This is a genomic window from Pedobacter jeongneungensis (genome assembly GCF_039538295.1).
Classification (GTDB): domain Bacteria; phylum Bacteroidota; class Bacteroidia; order Sphingobacteriales; family Sphingobacteriaceae; genus Pedobacter; species Pedobacter jeongneungensis.
In genome coordinates this window covers 26497-42463 of the sequence record NZ_BAABBY010000007.1, presented here as the reverse complement: position 1 = coordinate 42463, position 15967 = coordinate 26497, and the positions used below count along the sequence as shown (strand labels likewise).

The window sequence follows — 15967 nt, the reverse complement described above, 5'->3', positions numbered from 1 at the left end:
ACGGTACGAGGGGAGCTGCGCTCTAGTCGAGAAGGACGAGCACTTCTACTCATACTTCAAAAAAATACCCGTATCAAAAATCGTCCATAGGCAACTTCGTTGCCCGCAACTTTTTAAAGCGCCGTTGGCCCAGGTGTTACAGGTTTTAAAAATACTATAGCTGCCATTGGCTTCATAAAAAGCATCGCCAATATCGTAATGAATGTTAGATTTAACGTTTATTAAACGCCCTGATTCGTCTTTCGTAAAACTGTTCAAAATATAACCGATTAATAAATGATACTGTGTTTTGCTGATCATGATTTTTTTACAGTTCGCATCTTCTTTAATGTACTTGTAATAAGTAGTATGCATGGCCGATGTACTCAGTCCCGAGATTGCCCTTAAACCGTTACTTAATTTTAAATCCGAAAACTCTGGTGTTTCGAGGTAGAACTTTTTATCGCCCCAGCCCAAGGCCAGGTATTGATAAGTGCTGTCGGCTTCTAAAGTGTTTTGATAACTGATTGCTTTCGTCCAGTTCATTTCTGTATTCACAGCCTGAACCACGAGGTCGGTATGTACCCCATTAGTCATGATATAGATTGGAATTTCCTGTTTGTTTACCGGGTTTTTATTGACTGTTATGCGGGAGAAACAAAAAGCGCAGAGAAAATAGAGGAAGATAAGGCCAATAAGTGTAAAAAGTGAATTACGGGTATAGCGAAGAATCTTTTTAGTCATGCTGTTTAATATAAATGATCATCAATCAACAATTATTAATACAGTCAATAACGAATGGTAACCCTAATGGTGGCTTGCAGAAATTTTTAGGGTGAAAGGAATTACCTCATTTTTGAAATAATATTTACCGCGCATTTCTTTAGGTAGTTGCTCGTAGGTATCCCTGATGTTTTCTATGATAAAATAATCCGGAAATTCCTTCTTTGCTGCGGAATAGTGGTAAAACTTCATTTTCCGGTCGGCCTGTTCGTAACCTGTTTCCGTTAAAAACCTCGAAGCTTTTTTGTTCTTAAAAGCGACGGTTCTAATTTCACTGGCTGCAATATATCCGTCTGCCAATGAAAGTTTAATGGTCATATCTTTGGTTTTTCCTGTATAATATTCGTATTCGAATGCTTTTTGAGAAAAAACATAAGCAGGTAAAACCACAAGAACAAAACCGATTACCATTCTTAATGCGATGGCTTTAACTATCATAATTACTATATAAAATTGCGTAATTCAATAAAGCTAGAAAATTTATAATTTATTGCAGCTAATTTAAAGATTATGGTTTCTATTAAACACCTTGTTCGAACCTATAATTGATTGAAAAAAGAAGCGCTTCGCCTTTCTGTTTAAAAATGAGATAATTGCAACATTATCATAGCATTAAATAGTGAGTTATATAGTAGAAATTCCATTTCAAAACACTATCTTTGCGCCAAATTTGAGGCGCATTTTATGCAAAAGATTAGAAATATAGCTATTATAGCACACGTTGACCACGGTAAAACCACGTTGGTTGATAAGATTTTACACTCTTGTTCTATTTTTCGTGACAACGAACAAACAGGAGATTTGATATTGGATAACAACGATTTAGAGCGCGAGCGTGGTATCACGATTGTATCTAAAAACGTATCTGTTCAGTACAAAGACGTAAAAATTAACATTATTGACACTCCTGGTCACGCGGATTTCGGCGGTGAGGTAGAGCGTGTTTTGAAAATGGCAGATGGTGTACTTTTACTTTGCGATGCTTTTGAAGGTGCAATGCCTCAAACACGTTTCGTAACGCAAAAAGCTTTAGCCCTTGGTTTAAAACCAATTGTGGTGGTAAACAAAGTGGATAAAGAAAACTGTCGCCCTGAAGAGGTTTATGAGCAGATTTTCGAATTGTTCTTTAACCTTGAAGCAACTGAAGAGCAATTGGATTTCCCGGTAATTTACGGTTCATCTAAACAAGGCTGGATGAGTACCGACTGGCAAAAACCAACTACAGATATTTTTGCTTTATTGGATGCGGTTGTGGCCAACATCCCGCCGGCACCAATTAACGAAGGTACTTTACAAATGCAGATTACTTCGTTAGATTATTCATCTTTCGTAGGTCGTATTGCAATTGGTCGTGTTCACCGTGGTACCATTAAAGAAAACCAACCGGTAACTTTAATTAAACGTGATGGCAAAATCGTTAAAACAAGGGTAAAAGAACTTTATACTTTCGAAGGTTTAGGAAAAATCCGTACCACAGAAGTAAGTTCGGGTGATATTTGTGCTGTTGTAGGTATTGATGGTTTTGATATTGGTGATACTATCGCTGATTTTGAAGCACCAGAACAATTACCGGTTATCAGCATTGATGAGCCAACAATGAACATGTTGTTCACCATCAACAATTCTCCGTTTTTCGGTAAAGAAGGTAAATTAGTAACTTCTCAACGTATTAAAGAGCGTTTAATTAAAGAAACTGAGAAAAACCTCGCTTTGAAAGTTGTAGAAACAGCTTCTCCTGATGCCTGGTTGGTTTACGGTCGTGGTATTCTCCATTTATCTGTACTAATCGAAACGATGCGTCGTGAAGGTTACGAGATTCAGGTAGGTCAGCCTCAGGTAATCGTCAAAGAAATCGATGGTAAAAAACATGAGCCGATCGAAACACTGATCGTTGATGTTCCTGCAGAAGTTTCTGGTAAAGTAATCGAATTGGTAACCCAGCGTAAAGGTGAGTTGTTAATTATGGAGCCAAAAGGCGATTTACAACACTTAGAGTTCGAAATCCCGGCACGTGGTATCATTGGTTTACGTAACAACGTTTTAACTGCTACAGCAGGTGAAGCGATTATGGCACACCGTTTCAAAGCTTACGAGCCTTGGAAAGGTACAATCCCTGGTCGTTTAAATGGTGTATTGGTTTCAATGGAAAAAGGACAAACTACAGCTTATTCAATCGATAAGTTACAAGATAGAGGTCGTTTCTTCATCGATCCGGGAACCGATGTTTACGAAGGTCAGATTATGGGTGAGCACATCCGTGATAACGATTTAGTAGTAAACGTAGTAAAAGGTAAAGCTTTAACCAACATGCGTGCTTCTGGTACAGATGATAACACCCGTATTGCACCTGCAATTAAATTCTCTTTAGAAGAGGCTATGGAGTATATCCAGGCTGATGAGTATATCGAGGTTACACCTGCAAGTATGCGTTTACGTAAAATCTTTTTAACAGAACAAGAGCGTAAAGTTAAAGGAAAGCAGTTCGCTTAAACCCATAACTTCATACAGATTAATAAAGCCCCGGTGTAAATCGGGGCTTTTTGCGTTTAGATGGTTTTATTCGGGTTAACAAACAGGGCCTGGAAGTTGTCAACTCTTAAAATAAAGATTAGTTGGAACTTCAGGTAGTGATAAAATCCTGATAAGATTTTAGGATAATTTATTGCTTTTCAATTTGATAATTAATCAGAACGATGCTTTTGTGTCAACACTTTTTCATAAAACTTACAGGAGTAAAAAATTAACAATTGGATGGCAATTAATTTTCCTGCAGCTTTTAATTTTGCAGCTTAACAAGCAAACTAATCATCCCAAATCATGATTAATAAAGGGTTATCCAAGGTGGGTATATTTTTATTAAATGTGCTCTCTCTTTTGCCACTATTTCTTTTATATAGATTGGCAGATGCTTTTTATGTATTGATTTTTTATGTTTTTGGCTACCGTAGAAAGGTGGTTAAGGAAAATCTGACCAATGCCTTTCCCGGGAAAAACGATTCCGAAATTTATGCTATAGAAAAACGGTTCTATAAATTTTTGGCTTCACTTTTTATCGAAGTGATTAAAATGAAAAGCATTTCTAAAAAGGAGCTTAATAAAAGAGTCAGATTCAAAAATGTCGATCTGGTTGAAGCTTACCTTAAAAATAACGAAAGCGTAATCTTCTGTTCGTCACATTACGGCAATTACGAGTGGGTTTGCATGGCCATAGGTTTAAACTTTTCGGGCCAGCATTATCCCATTTATAAACCTTTAAGCAGCGAAGCTTTCGATAACTGGTTCCTGAATATGAGGAGCAAATTTGGTAACCATATGGTATCCATGCGCCAAACTTTAAGGGCCATCCAGGCGAGTAAAAATGAAGCTACCATGTTTACTTTTGGTAGCGATCAGGCGCCTTCAAAAGATGAATCGAACTACTGGACCATGTTTTTAAACCAGGAATCATCAATCCAGCTGGGTGTAGAAAAAATTGCCAAAAAAACCAACCGTCCTGTTTTTTACCTGAAAATAAATCATTTAAAAAGAGGCTATTATGAAGTAGATTGTGTGCCGATCTGTTTAAATCCGGCAGAAACTGCTGAATTTGAAATTACAGAGATGCATACCCGCTTTTTGGAAGATATGATCAAAGAAGCGCCGGCTTATTGGTTGTGGAGCCACCGCAGGTGGAAATACAAACCAGAACAGAAAGTTCAGAAAGTGGTTACACATGATCGAAATATTATGGATGCGATAGCTTAAAGGCTAATCCATTTGTCTAAAATTAAAATCTAACATTCTTGTGGCATAGTTTTTTGAGTTGCTTTTTAATTTAGCGATTCAACTAATTCTGGTATGATTAAAAAGGGGATTTCCCGTTTGGGAATATTTTTTTTAGGCGTATTATCTCTGTTTCCACTATCTGTTTTATACATTCTGGCCGATGGAGCATATCTGCTGCTTTATTTTGTTTTCGGCTACCGCCGGAAAGTGGTGAGGGAAAATCTAATAAATGCCCTTCCTGATAAACCAATAAAAGAAATCGTTAATATCGAAAAACGTTTTTACCGTTACCTGGCTTCACTGATATTTGAGATTGTAAAAATGAACAGCATTTCTAAAGAAGAAGTAGAAAAACGTTTCATTTTTAAAAATAAGGCTCAGGTTCAGGCTTATTTAGACCGCGGGGAAAGCGTATTGATCTGCGCAGCACATTATGGTAACTGGGAGTGGGGCACGCTGGGCATCGGGCTCAATTTTCAGGCAGATCATTATCCAATCTATAAACCTCTAACCAATCCGGTATTCGATAGCTGGTTTAAAAAAGTTAGGGGCAGGTTCGGAAATAAACTCATTGCCATGCGCCAAACCATGCGTGCTTTGCAGGCCAGCAAAGGTAAGCCAAGTATATTTAGTTTTGGAAACGATCAGGCACCTTCAAAAGATGAATCGCATTACTGGACTACTTTTATGCATCAGCCAAGTTCGGTGCAATTGGGGATTGAAAAAATCGCCAAACGTACCGGTCAACCGATTTTTTATTTTAAAATAAATGTACTTAAACGCGGTTTTTACAGTGTAGATTGTGTTCCACTATGTTTAAATCCATCTGAAACCGCAGAATTTGAAATTACAGAGCTGCATACCCGCTATTTGGAAGATATGATCAGAGAACAACCAGAATATTGGTTATGGAGCCATAAACGATGGAAATATAAACCCCGGATAAGTGCTTCTCTGAAAGCAAATGAAATGTTAAAGCAGGCGTAAATTTTAAATATTTTATATTTGACGGCATATTCGCTTCTGATGAAAATCTTTAAAAAAACACTTGTAATTTTATTTTATGCGCTTCTTTTATTTTTGGTTTTACTATTCCTTTGGAAACCCTACTTAATAAGGGTATTAAGATATAGAACACCCAACGCCGAAACCTATAAAATTTTTCCACAGGAAATTTCTCATAAAAGTGATTCAGCTTTTCATTTTATCAGCGCTGTGAAACAACGGAATGATCTGGATACGCTTCATGTGTTAGATGGAGATAATCACTCCATTCCTTTAAAAACCTATTTAAAAAACGGGCAGGTAAATGTTTTTATCGTCATCAGGAATGATAGTATTTTATATGAACGATATGATAAGGATTATAGCGATAGCACCTTAACAAGTATATTTTCGGGGGCTAAGAGCATGATTTCTATTACAATTGGTGAGGCATTGGCAGATCGCAGCATTAAAAGTTTAAATGATAAGGTAACACAGTATATTCCCGAATTAAAATCGAACCCCGCTTTCGAACAGATTACTTTAAAAAACCTTTTGGACATGAAATCTGGTTTAGAATTTCAGGATGCTCTGGGTGGAATTGTAAAGGCATTTTTTTCTGATGAAGCCAAATATTATTATACTAATGATATGAAAGCCCAGTTAATGAAAGTTAAACTGGTAAATAAGCCCGGTACAGTTTGGGTGTATAAAAGCATCGATCCGATTTTATTGGGCTGGGTTTTAAAAAAGGCAACCGGTAAATCGGTAGCGCAATATTTTGAAGCCAGTATTTGGAAGAAGATCGGGGCTGAATATAACGCCACCTGGGGGCTGGATCAAATAAACGGTTTAACCAATACCGCCAGTCGTTTCCAGGTAACTGCCATTGATTTTGCTAAAATTGGCCGGTTATATTTAAATAAGGGTAGGTTTAACGGAAAACAGGTTATTCCCGAAGATTGGGTAAATCAATCGGTTAATATTGGTATTGAAAAACCAGCATCGGCAAAAGGCTGGCAAAAATCGGCACATCATTACCTTTGGTGGATTCCGCAGGAAGGCGATAAGGGCGATTATGCTGCAGAAGGGATGTTGGGGCAAAGATTATATGTTGATCCGAAAACGAATACCATTATTGTGCAATTTGCCGGTCATGGTGCAGGTAATTATCCTTACCGGAAAATCAGCAGGTATTTAAGTGCTTTACCATTTAGTTATCCTAAGGGTTAGCCACCGGGGACATGTTTTTTTAACCACTGATGTACACAGATAAACACGGATGGTATATCTGTGTTTTATCCTTTTTATCTGTGGTTAAAATTCTTACGATGCGTTATTCTTTGTTTGCCCTATGGTTGACAACAGATATTCTTTGTAGTAAAAATTTAAACATATTTTGTAGAAAATAGTACATTGCCTCTGCATGGAAAATAATGATGTAAAAATTTCAAAAAAGAAGCCGATTTTTCCGGTTACCCCTGCTTTGCAAAAATATTTGCGTACCTATCAGCGCGAAGCGAAATTACCCATCGGTTATAACGATCTGATGCAGTTTAACGAAGCTTTTCCCTTGATGGATAAATTCGGCAAAGATTCACTTTGGGAAGGGCCTATTTATGCACAGGATTTAATTGAACCTTTGCATGAAGGTTTAAAGGAAATTTATGCCAACTTAAAAGCATCGGGTAACCTGCGGATTGTAGAACATAAATACATCGATAAAATTGAATATTGCACTTTCGGAAATACACATCCCTTCCGTATCCGTATTGTGAACCGTTTAAATGATGTGTACGATTATTTCTATATTAAAAAAGCCGATGCCTCACGTATTTATGGTTTAGAAATGGAAGAAATTCTATCACCTAATCAGGTAAATTATCTGGTTGATGGCGATACTTTGGTTGAAGAACATATTGCAGGGATTCCGGGAGATATTTTTACAAAGGGGCAGCTATATACACCAGAATTTAACCCTACCCGAATTGCAAAAGAGTTTGTTAAATTTAATGAACGCTGTTTAATTATGCTTTTGGGCGATATGCGTGCTTACAATTTTGTGGTACAGATTACACCTGATTTTGATGATATCCAATTCCGCATCAGGGCAATAGATTTTGACCAGCAGTTTTACGAAGGAAATTTAAAGGTTTACTTGCCCCAGTTTTTTAAAGAGAATTTACCTTACGTAAAAATGAGCATGGAGCAATTGACAGAGAAAACTGTACTTCAATACCAGCAGGAAGAACGATCGTCTATTGTACACCGGGTGAGGAGCGAGCGGCACCGGCTAACAGATCTGCGAGATGTTTCGAACAAGGAAGAACTGACTACGCCCGAAAATATCGCTTTGCTAAAGCAAGGGATGAGTGATTATTTTAAGGATACAAATTATCTGCGTTGTAAAACCATGACGGATATTATTGAACTGAATATTAAAAATATTATCAGGCAGGTGAAATTGTAAGTTGTGGCGTTGTATGTGACCATCCGACACTGAATTATCCGTCAGATGATAACATCTGACGGCACAAAAGAAAAACGGCCGACAAATTGCCGACCGTTTTTGAGTGAATCTAGAAAGAGCGTCCAAAGTTTTTAGGCGTGCTGCCCTTCATGAACACCTTCGGCAAATTCCTCTACAATTTTATCGTTAAAAGCAGGTAAATCTTTTGGTGTACGGCTGGTAACCAAACCCTGGTCTACCACTACTTCTTCGTCAGACCAAATGGCACCGGCATTAATCAGATCCTGCGAAATATTTTTTACAGAGGTTAATTTTCTGCCCTGTATTACATCGGCATTAATTAAAGTTTGCGGACCATGGCAAATGGCAGCAACTGGTTTTCCATCGGCAAAGAAAGATTTTACAAAAGTCAGGGCATCTTCATTAACCCGTAACTGATCAGGATTAATTACACCGCCCGGTAAAAGTAATCCGTTATAATCTTCAGCATTTGCTTCCGAAATGGTTTTGTCCACATCAACTTCTATTGACCAGTGATCCTGATCCCATGCTTTTATTTTTCCGCTTTTTGAGGAGATAATGTGAACGGTGGCTCCTTCTTCTTTTAACCTTTTAACTGGTTCGGTTAATTCTACTTCTTCAAATCCGCTTTCTGAAAGTACAGCAATAGTGCGGTTACTTAATTGTCCCATAATCTTTAATTTTTAATAGGTGATGTATTAAAGACAGTTGGGAAAAATTATTGTTTCAGAAATTTTAGATTAGGGTGGCATCTTAATATAGTCCAAACCATTTAAGAGATTCCAATAGGGGGCGTCATCTCGACTGAAGTGCAACGAAATGGAGAGATCTATGAACTAAATTGATTTACATAGATTTCTCGGCTGCGCTCGAAATGACGATACTTCGATATTAACATATTGGCTAAAATACCTAATCATTTGTCCTACGGTGTTTAAAAAAATATAAGGCTAAATTACCGGCAATAATGATATGGTTAAAAATGTTGGGCAATAAACCATAATATTTGGTAAAAATTTTAAAGCGTTCTTTTAAGCTTTCGCGGTGTTTTTTCTTACTCATACCACCAACAAGGTATTTGGCTACATAACGGTGAACATTCACAATATTCGAAGCTTTTTTTGCTGCTTTAATAATCCAGTCGATATCAGAACTATATTTATAAGTTAAATCGTAAGGTGTAACAATGCTGCGGCGGATGTAAATGGCCTGGTGGCTGATGCTCATGCCATATTTAAAACTCGTCCAGTCAAATTCTTCAGGGGCCTCATGCCTTCTGCGGCCCAGGTTTTCCCAGTTATCATTGTACATTTCGGTTTCTCCGTAATATATATCGGCACCGGGAGCGGAGGCAAAAACATCTTCTACCGTATTTTCATCGTAAATTTCATCGCCGGAATTCATAAATAAAACATAATCGCCTGTTGCCAATGCCAGGCCTTTATTCATGGCATCATAAATGCCTTTATCGGGTTCGGATACGATTGTTGAAATGCGGTCTTTATAATGTTCAACAACCTGCAGTGTGCCATCCGTTGATGCACCATCTATTACGATGTATTCAATTTTTTTATAAGTCTGTTTAAGGATAGACTGGATGGTACGTTCGATATCACGAACGTTATTGTACACAATGGTGATGATTGTTAATTTGGGCATGCTTAGTCCATTAATTTTTTAAAGGTTTCTGCATCGGGGATTAAACCTTTAAATGCTTTTGGTAATATTTGGCTGGTTGTGTAGGTGGAAACACAAAATTCGATAGCTGCCTTTTGGATATAATATGTCCTTTCCTCTGCCGATTGCGAGTTTTGTAAAATTTCGATGTGGTGGGTGAAACTGATATTGAAAAATGTTTTTTCCAATTGGTCCGTCACTGACGGACTAAATTTAATGTTCTGAATATCAGTTAATTGTAATTGGTCCGTCAGTGACGGACTAATTAGCACATGCTCTTGCCACGACTCAAAAAAGAACCTCATCCGTTTAATATTTGTTCCCGAAAATCCGCGTAAGCCTGGTAATTCTAATTGTAAATCATTGGAAAGGTTATCTATTACTTTAGCACCCCATTTCTCTTTTTCTACCTTTTCCGAAATAAATTTGCCCACTGTAAAATAGAGTAGCAAAAGTTCTTTATTCACTAAAGCAGCAGCTTTATACCGGCTCGATAAAATAGCCGATTTTAATGCCTTAATACTTTCAGAATAATTAGTGATGCTTTCCATTTAACAGTTTCAACCGGTATAAATTTAATAAAGATTGGTCAAATTTTTATTTGCTGGCAAGAAAATGAGACTTTGGCAACTAAATTGTAAAACCTTGATTAAAAATTGATTTTATTTCGGCTGTAAATCAATCAGTGTTTCATACAGATGGATATGTTCTGCAGCAATAACTTCTTCCGAAAAGTCTGTTAAAATGCTTAACCTGGCTGCTTTCTGGATTTCCTCCTTATTAGGGCGGTGGTATAACCACTCAATGCCGTTTGCCAGATCTTCTGCATTCTGGTATTCGGCCAGGTAACCGTTTTGCATGTGTTTCACCATATCGGGTATCCCGCCTGTAGTAAAAGCAACAACAGGTGTAGCGCATGAAAGACTTTCCATCACCGTATTGGGTAGATTGTCTTCTAATGATGGCGTTATAAAAGCATCAGCAGCAGAATAACATTTTGCCAAATGGTCATCTTTATTAATCGTACCTAAGAATGTAGTTTTGAAAGGGAATTCGGGCATTTCTGCATTTTCCTTATTCCCGAAAATAACCAGTTCTATATTTTCCTTTTGTATTCCGGTACGGCGCGAAAGAATTTCTAAAGCTTCAATCAAATAAGGTGTTCCTTTGTGTTTGTCGTTTTTAGAGGGCATAAAACCGCTCATTAACACAAATTTATCCGGGTTAATCTTCAGGATTTTCTTCGCTTCCGATTTAACATAAGGTTTGAAAATCTTGGTTTCAATGGTATTTGGAATAACGGTAGCTTTTCTGGTACCCAACAAACTGCTAAACTTTACTGATGCTGCCATCCATTTACTTGGCGCTACAATATGGAAATTCAATTCAGTATAAGCTTTTTGTTTGCGTAACCAGGTTTGATGTGAAATATCATTTTTACCACTGATTTTCAAAATCGGACAATTGCCGCATTGGTGATGAAAATTTTCGCAGCCATAACGCACGTGGCATCCTCCGGTAAAAGCATTGCTATCATGAAAAGTCCACACAATTGGTTTTTCCAGTTCATCAAGCTGCGCTAAAAATTTAGGATTAAGAAAGCCATGGTTTACCCAATGTAAATGGATAATATCTGCTCTTTTAACATCAGGGTGGTTAATTACTGAACGGCCGAACCATTGCAAGCTGAATGGCGTTTTTACCGATTTGCTTAGCCATTTGGCATAATACCTTTCAGACAGGATATTGTAAACAGCCCGGGCTTTTTGAATGGGCGATTTGCTAAAGGTATCTATCTTCGGGTTTTGGCCAAATTTATAGTAAACCAACACTTTCGAATCGATTCCACTTGCCCTTAAGGCATCACTTAAACGCAAACAGGCTCGTCCTGCTCCGCCATTTCCATCGTAGGTATTTAGGTGTACTACTTTCAAATCAATCAAAAATACATTTTATTGTTTACGAATATAAAATCTGTTGTGTATTTTGAGGCATCATAAGCCAAACAAAATAAATCATGATCAAATTCTTATTAAAATCGCTTGCGACACTCGCGTTTTTATTGCCTTTTCATTCAATTGTAAAAGCCCAAACCTACTTTGCAGCATACCCTGCTTTAACGCCTGATGCGCAAACAATAGTATTCAGTTACGACGGCGATATCTGGAAAGTTCCGGTTAAGGGCGGCGTGGCATCCAGGATCACTGCCATGCAGGGTGAAGAAATTAATCCGAAAATATCTCCTGACGGGAAGTGGATGGCCTTTTCATCAAATCAGTTTGGAAATTATGATGTATATATTATGCCTTTGACAGGCGGTGATATTAAACAATTAACTTTTAATGATGCTGCCGATGAAGTGGATAACTGGAGCTGGGATTCGAAAACAATCTATTTTACCTCTGGCCGCTACAATTCTTTTTCGAGTTATAAAGTGAGTGTAAACGGGGGTACAGCTGTTCGTTTATTTGATAACTATTTCAATACCACGCACCATATTGCCGAATCGCCTACGGGTGAACTTTTTTTTAACGATACCTGGGAAAGTTACCGTTTTACCAACCGCAAACACTACAAAGGCGCATATAATCCCGATATCCAATCGTACAACCCAAAAACCAAAAGTTATAAACGTTATACAGATTATATCGGAAAAGATTTCTGGACCAGTGTTGATCAGAAAGGAAATATCTTTTTTGTATCGGATGAAGGTAACGACGAATATAACCTCTACACTTTTATCAATGGCAAAAAAACAGGTTTAACCAATTTCGATACCTCTATTAAACGTCCGTTTGTTTCGGCCAATGGAACTACAGTAGTATTCGAAAAAGATTATCAGTTATATACTTATGATGTAGCTTCTAAAAAAACAGAAAAAATCAATATCAGTACCTCGCGCAACCAGGTATTGAGTAAAGAGCAGGAATACGATGTGCGTGGCAACATTTCGGCATTTGATGTGTCTACAGACGGGAAAAAGATGGCTTTTATCTCTCGTGGTGAGGTATTTGTAAGTGATGCCGATGGAAAGTTTATCCGCAAAATTACCAATAGCGGCGAACGTGCCTTGGAGTGTAAATGGCTGGCCGATAACAAAACGATTTTGTTCAGTCAAACGGCTAACGGATACCAGAACTGGTTTACCATTACCGGCGATGGAAAGGGATCGGTAAAACAACTTACCAAAGATAAAGCGAATGTGCGCGATATCACTTTGAATAAAACCAAAACGATGGCGGTGTATTTAAGTGGCAGGAACGAACTTAAACTGATGGACCTTAAAACTTTTGATGCCAAAACTTTGGTAACCGACGAATTTTGGGCCATACAGAGTTCGGCTCCAAGTTTTTCGCCCAATGATGAATACGTGCTTTTTTCCGTGTATCGCAATTTTGAAAAGGATATTATGGTGCATAGCATTAAAGGCAATAAAACCATCAATTTAACCAATACCGGCGTTACCGAAACGGGGCCGGCATGGTCGCCGGATGGAAAGTATATTTACTTTACCAGTGCCCGTACCAAACCATCGTACCCAACGGGCATGCAGAATGCGCACATTTACCGCATGGCTTTGAATAATTACGACGAGCCTTACCGCTCTGATAAGTTCGACGATCTGTTTAAAGAAAGCAAACCTGCACCAACAGATGTTAAACCTGTAGTAACGGCGCCAAAAAATGATAAAAAATCAAAAACTGATACCGCTAAAAAGAAAACCGACGTTAAATCTACCCCGAAACCTGCAGAGGTAATTACCATTAACACCCAGGATATTTTAGATAGGGTAGAGCTGGTGGGACCTTCTTTTGGCGGTCAGTACGGGACAGATGTTTATGCCAAAGGAGATAAAACTTATGTGTTCTATTCATCAAACCATGAAGGTGGTGCACCCGGACTTTACCGTACCACAATTGAACCTTTTGAAGCCAATAAAACCGAAAAAGTTGCCGATGGCGGCGATTATTCGATTATTTCATCAGGGGATAGATTTTTTGTTTTATCGCGGGGAACCATCAATAAATATACATTGGAAGGTAACAGGCTTGACCGTGTAGATCACGGCTACAAATTTACAAGAAACTTAAATGCCGAATTTAACCAGATGTTTTACGAAACCTGGGTTGGTTTGGATGAAAATTTCTACGATGAAAAATTCCATGGCGTAGATTGGGACAAAATGAGAACGCGTTATGCGGCTTATCTGCCTTATGTGAACAACCGTAGCGATTTAAGGATTTTATTGAACGATATGCTTGGCGAACTCAATTCATCGCACATGGGCTTTAACAGTGCGGGGGCAGAGGAGCGTAAAAACTTAAACTACATTACCAATGAAACAGGAATCATTTTTGATAACGAAAACCCTTTAAAGGTTGAACGAATTGCCGCAAAAAGTAATGCCGCCCGTACCGGAACAAATATTTTAGCCGGCGATATTTTAACCGAAGTGAACGGTGTAAAAGTTGATGAAAAAATAGACCGCGATTACTATTTCAGTAAACCATCTCTGGATCGCGAAATGACCTTAACATTTAAACGCAGCGGGAAAGATGTTTATGTAAATGTACATCCGGAAAGTTCGGGAACTCTGCGAGGAAACCTTTACGACGAATGGATTACCAAAAACCACCAGAATGTAGATAAATGGAGCAATAACAGAATTGCTTACTCTTACATGAAAAATATGAGTACCGGCGAACTGGAAAGTTTTTTACTGGATATGGTTGCACAGGAAGAAAACAAAGACGCGATTATCCTCGATCTGCGTTACAATACCGGTGGAAATGTGCATGATGATGTATTGAAATTTCTTTCCCAACGGCCTTATTTACAATGGAAATACCGTGGTGGTAAGCTGGCACCTCAAAGTAATTTTGGTCCTGCGGCGAAACCGATTGTATTGCTTATTAATGAACAATCGTTAAGTGATGCCGAAATGACGGCTGCAGGCTTTAAGCAATTGAAACTGGGAAAAATTATCGGTACGGAAACCTACCGCTGGATTATTTTTACCTCGGCCAAAGGTTTGGTTGATGGTTCTTCTTATCGTTTACCATCTTGGGGATGTTATACCATGGATGGTAAAAACATCGAAAAAGAAGGTGTAAAACCTGATATTTTTGTGAAAAACACTTTCGAAGACCGCCTGGCCGATAAAGATCCTCAACTGGAAAAAGCAGTAGCAGAAATTTTGAAGGATTTGAAGTAAGGTTAATCGAAAGGATGGTTAATCGGTTAACTGTTTAAATCGGTTAATTGGGCATGGTGCAGAAAGATTGTTTAATTGTTGGATTGTTATATTGCTGGCAATCGATAATAAAGTAATTGTTGATTTTTAGTAGTAGTCACCCTGAATTTATTTCAGGGTCTACCATGCTAAAAGATGCTGATCCAGAAGAATCAGGCAGTATGACGATTGCGTTTGGGAAGAAAGTGATAAATGTGCAGTAAAACAATTAACCAGTTAACCAATTTAAACAATTAACCATTTTTTTCCGTTTCTTTGGGATTGGAATTATTTAAAACATGGCAAATTTATTAACCGACAGGGCTTTTTGGGTAAATTATTGGGAAAGTAAAAAAGGACTAGCGGTTCAGTTACCTTCAAATTATTTATTTCATGCCCAGCTGGAAGCTGTAATCCAGAAAAATGGTATTAAAACTGCCATTGAGCTGGGTGGTTTTCCTGGTTATTATGCTGTGTTCCTGAAAAAGTATTTCAAACTGGATGTTACCCTCCTGGATTATTTTGTTCATCCGCCAGTGGTAAAAGAACTTTTGGAAAAGAACGATTTAACTGAAAAAGATATCCACATTATCGAAACCGATCTTTTTAATTACACACCAGAAAAACAGTACGATTTGGTATTAAGCTGCGGTTTAATTGAACATTTTAATGATACTGCCGATATTATTAACCGCCACATTGCTTTTGTAAAACCGGGTGGAACTTTGTTTATCACCCTGCCAAATTTTAAGGCAGTTAATGGCTGGTTTCAAAAGAATTTCGATAAGGAGAACTACGATAAACACAATATTGATAGCATGGATCCGGCGCTTTTGAAATCAATCTGCGAGCAGGCCGGACTTAAAGAAGTAAAATCTGGCTATTTTGGCCGTTTTAGTGTGTGGCTGGAAAATGAAAGCCAGAAATCAGCTGGCGTTCGGTTATTTAAGAAAGCAGTTTGGCTTACCGGCAAAATATTTACAAAGATTATCCCATTCGAGAGCAAAAATCTATCACCATATATTATCTTAGTAGCGAAAAAAATCTAAAACGCT

13 protein-coding genes are annotated in these 15967 nt (G+C 38.0%); 7 read left to right on the top strand and 6 right to left on the bottom strand.

Annotation, left to right across the window (positions count from 1 at the left end):
* Positions 1-45: 45 nt before the first annotated feature.
* Positions 46-723 (bottom strand): TIGR02117 family protein, encoded by a 678-nt coding sequence (locus tag ABD769_RS14390; RefSeq protein WP_344852116.1) that lies wholly within the window; start codon positions 721-723, stop codon positions 46-48.
* A 63-nt stretch (positions 724-786) separates the two neighbouring features.
* Positions 787-1200 (bottom strand): hypothetical protein, encoded by a 414-nt coding sequence (locus tag ABD769_RS14385; RefSeq protein ID WP_344852115.1) that lies wholly within the window; start codon positions 1198-1200, stop codon positions 787-789.
* Positions 1201-1446: 246 nt separating this feature from the next.
* Here ABD769_RS14385 and typA point away from each other — a divergent pair, with 246 nt between their 5' ends.
* The 5 genes from typA to ABD769_RS14360 all read left to right on the top strand — a co-directional run bounded on the left by typA (position 1447) and on the right by ABD769_RS14360 (position 7981).
* Positions 1447-3252 carry a translational GTPase TypA gene (gene typA / locus ABD769_RS14380; RefSeq protein WP_344852114.1) on the top strand — a complete coding sequence of 602 codons (1806 nt, stop codon included), beginning with the start codon at positions 1447-1449 and terminating at the stop codon, positions 3250-3252.
* A 327-nt stretch (positions 3253-3579) separates the two neighbouring features.
* On the top strand, positions 3580-4506 hold the full coding sequence (locus tag ABD769_RS14375; protein ID WP_344852113.1) for a lysophospholipid acyltransferase family protein: 927 nt from the start codon (positions 3580-3582) through the stop codon (positions 4504-4506).
* A gap of 93 nt (positions 4507-4599) precedes the next feature.
* Entirely contained in the window at positions 4600-5514 is a 915-nt protein-coding gene (locus ABD769_RS14370; protein ID WP_344852112.1) for a lysophospholipid acyltransferase family protein, read from the top strand.
* 39 nt (positions 5515-5553) lie between these two features.
* Positions 5554-6744: a serine hydrolase domain-containing protein gene (locus ABD769_RS14365; RefSeq protein ID WP_344852111.1), complete on the top strand. Its 1191-nt coding sequence runs from the start codon at positions 5554-5556 to the stop codon at positions 6742-6744.
* Between the two features lie 193 nt (positions 6745-6937).
* Entirely contained in the window at positions 6938-7981 is a 1044-nt protein-coding gene (locus ABD769_RS14360) for a hypothetical protein (protein ID WP_344852110.1), read from the top strand.
* A gap of 131 nt (positions 7982-8112) precedes the next feature.
* Here ABD769_RS14360 and ABD769_RS14355 read toward each other — a convergent pair whose 3' ends face one another.
* From ABD769_RS14355 to ABD769_RS14340, 4 genes are all read right to left on the bottom strand, one after another.
* Entirely contained in the window at positions 8113-8673 is a 561-nt protein-coding gene (locus tag ABD769_RS14355; RefSeq protein WP_344852109.1) for a type 1 glutamine amidotransferase domain-containing protein, read from the bottom strand.
* Positions 8674-8914: 241 nt separating this feature from the next.
* The gene (locus ABD769_RS14350; RefSeq protein WP_344852108.1) at positions 8915-9661 is read right to left on the bottom strand and encodes a glycosyltransferase family 2 protein; all 747 of its coding nucleotides are present in this window, start codon (positions 9659-9661) and stop codon (positions 8915-8917) included.
* A gap of 2 nt (positions 9662-9663) precedes the next feature.
* Positions 9664-10230, bottom strand: a complete 567-nt coding sequence (locus tag ABD769_RS14345; RefSeq protein ID WP_344852107.1) for a DUF1016 N-terminal domain-containing protein — start codon at positions 10228-10230, stop codon at positions 9664-9666.
* Between the two features lie 111 nt (positions 10231-10341).
* Positions 10342-11622, bottom strand: a complete 1281-nt coding sequence (locus ABD769_RS14340) for a glycosyltransferase family 4 protein (protein ID WP_344852106.1) — start codon at positions 11620-11622, stop codon at positions 10342-10344.
* Positions 11623-11696: 74 nt separating this feature from the next.
* Here ABD769_RS14340 and ABD769_RS14335 point away from each other — a divergent pair, with 74 nt between their 5' ends.
* Both ABD769_RS14335 and ABD769_RS14330 read left to right on the top strand, forming a co-directional pair.
* Entirely contained in the window at positions 11697-14894 is a 3198-nt protein-coding gene (locus ABD769_RS14335) for a S41 family peptidase (RefSeq protein WP_344852105.1), read from the top strand.
* A 317-nt stretch (positions 14895-15211) separates the two neighbouring features.
* Positions 15212-15961, top strand: a complete 750-nt coding sequence (locus tag ABD769_RS14330; RefSeq protein WP_344852104.1) for a class I SAM-dependent methyltransferase — start codon at positions 15212-15214, stop codon at positions 15959-15961.
* Positions 15962-15967: the final 6 nt, after the last annotated feature.

Excerpts from the sequence above, each read along its gene's own strand:
- ABD769_RS14385 (WP_344852115.1), bottom strand. The coding sequence starts at position 1,200 with ATGATAGTTAAAGCCATCGCATTAAGAATGGTAATCGGTTTTGTTCTT.
- ABD769_RS14335 (WP_344852105.1), top strand. The coding sequence starts at position 11,697 with ATGATCAAATTCTTATTAAAATCGCTTGCGACACTCGCGTTTTTATTG.
- ABD769_RS14350 (WP_344852108.1), bottom strand. The coding sequence starts at position 9,661 with ATGCCCAAATTAACAATCATCACCATTGTGTACAATAACGTTCGTGAT.
- ABD769_RS14365 (WP_344852111.1), top strand. The coding sequence starts at position 5,554 with ATGAAAATCTTTAAAAAAACACTTGTAATTTTATTTTATGCGCTTCTT.
- ABD769_RS14370 (WP_344852112.1), top strand. The coding sequence starts at position 4,600 with ATGATTAAAAAGGGGATTTCCCGTTTGGGAATATTTTTTTTAGGCGTA.
- ABD769_RS14390 (WP_344852116.1), bottom strand. The coding sequence starts at position 723 with ATGACTAAAAAGATTCTTCGCTATACCCGTAATTCACTTTTTACACTT.
- ABD769_RS14375 (WP_344852113.1), top strand. The coding sequence starts at position 3,580 with ATGATTAATAAAGGGTTATCCAAGGTGGGTATATTTTTATTAAATGTG.
- ABD769_RS14345 (WP_344852107.1), bottom strand. The coding sequence starts at position 10,230 with ATGGAAAGCATCACTAATTATTCTGAAAGTATTAAGGCATTAAAATCG.
- ABD769_RS14355 (WP_344852109.1), bottom strand. The coding sequence starts at position 8,673 with ATGGGACAATTAAGTAACCGCACTATTGCTGTACTTTCAGAAAGCGGA.
- typA (WP_344852114.1), top strand. The coding sequence starts at position 1,447 with ATGCAAAAGATTAGAAATATAGCTATTATAGCACACGTTGACCACGGT.
- ABD769_RS14360 (WP_344852110.1), top strand. The coding sequence starts at position 6,938 with ATGGAAAATAATGATGTAAAAATTTCAAAAAAGAAGCCGATTTTTCCG.
- ABD769_RS14330 (WP_344852104.1), top strand. The coding sequence starts at position 15,212 with ATGGCAAATTTATTAACCGACAGGGCTTTTTGGGTAAATTATTGGGAA.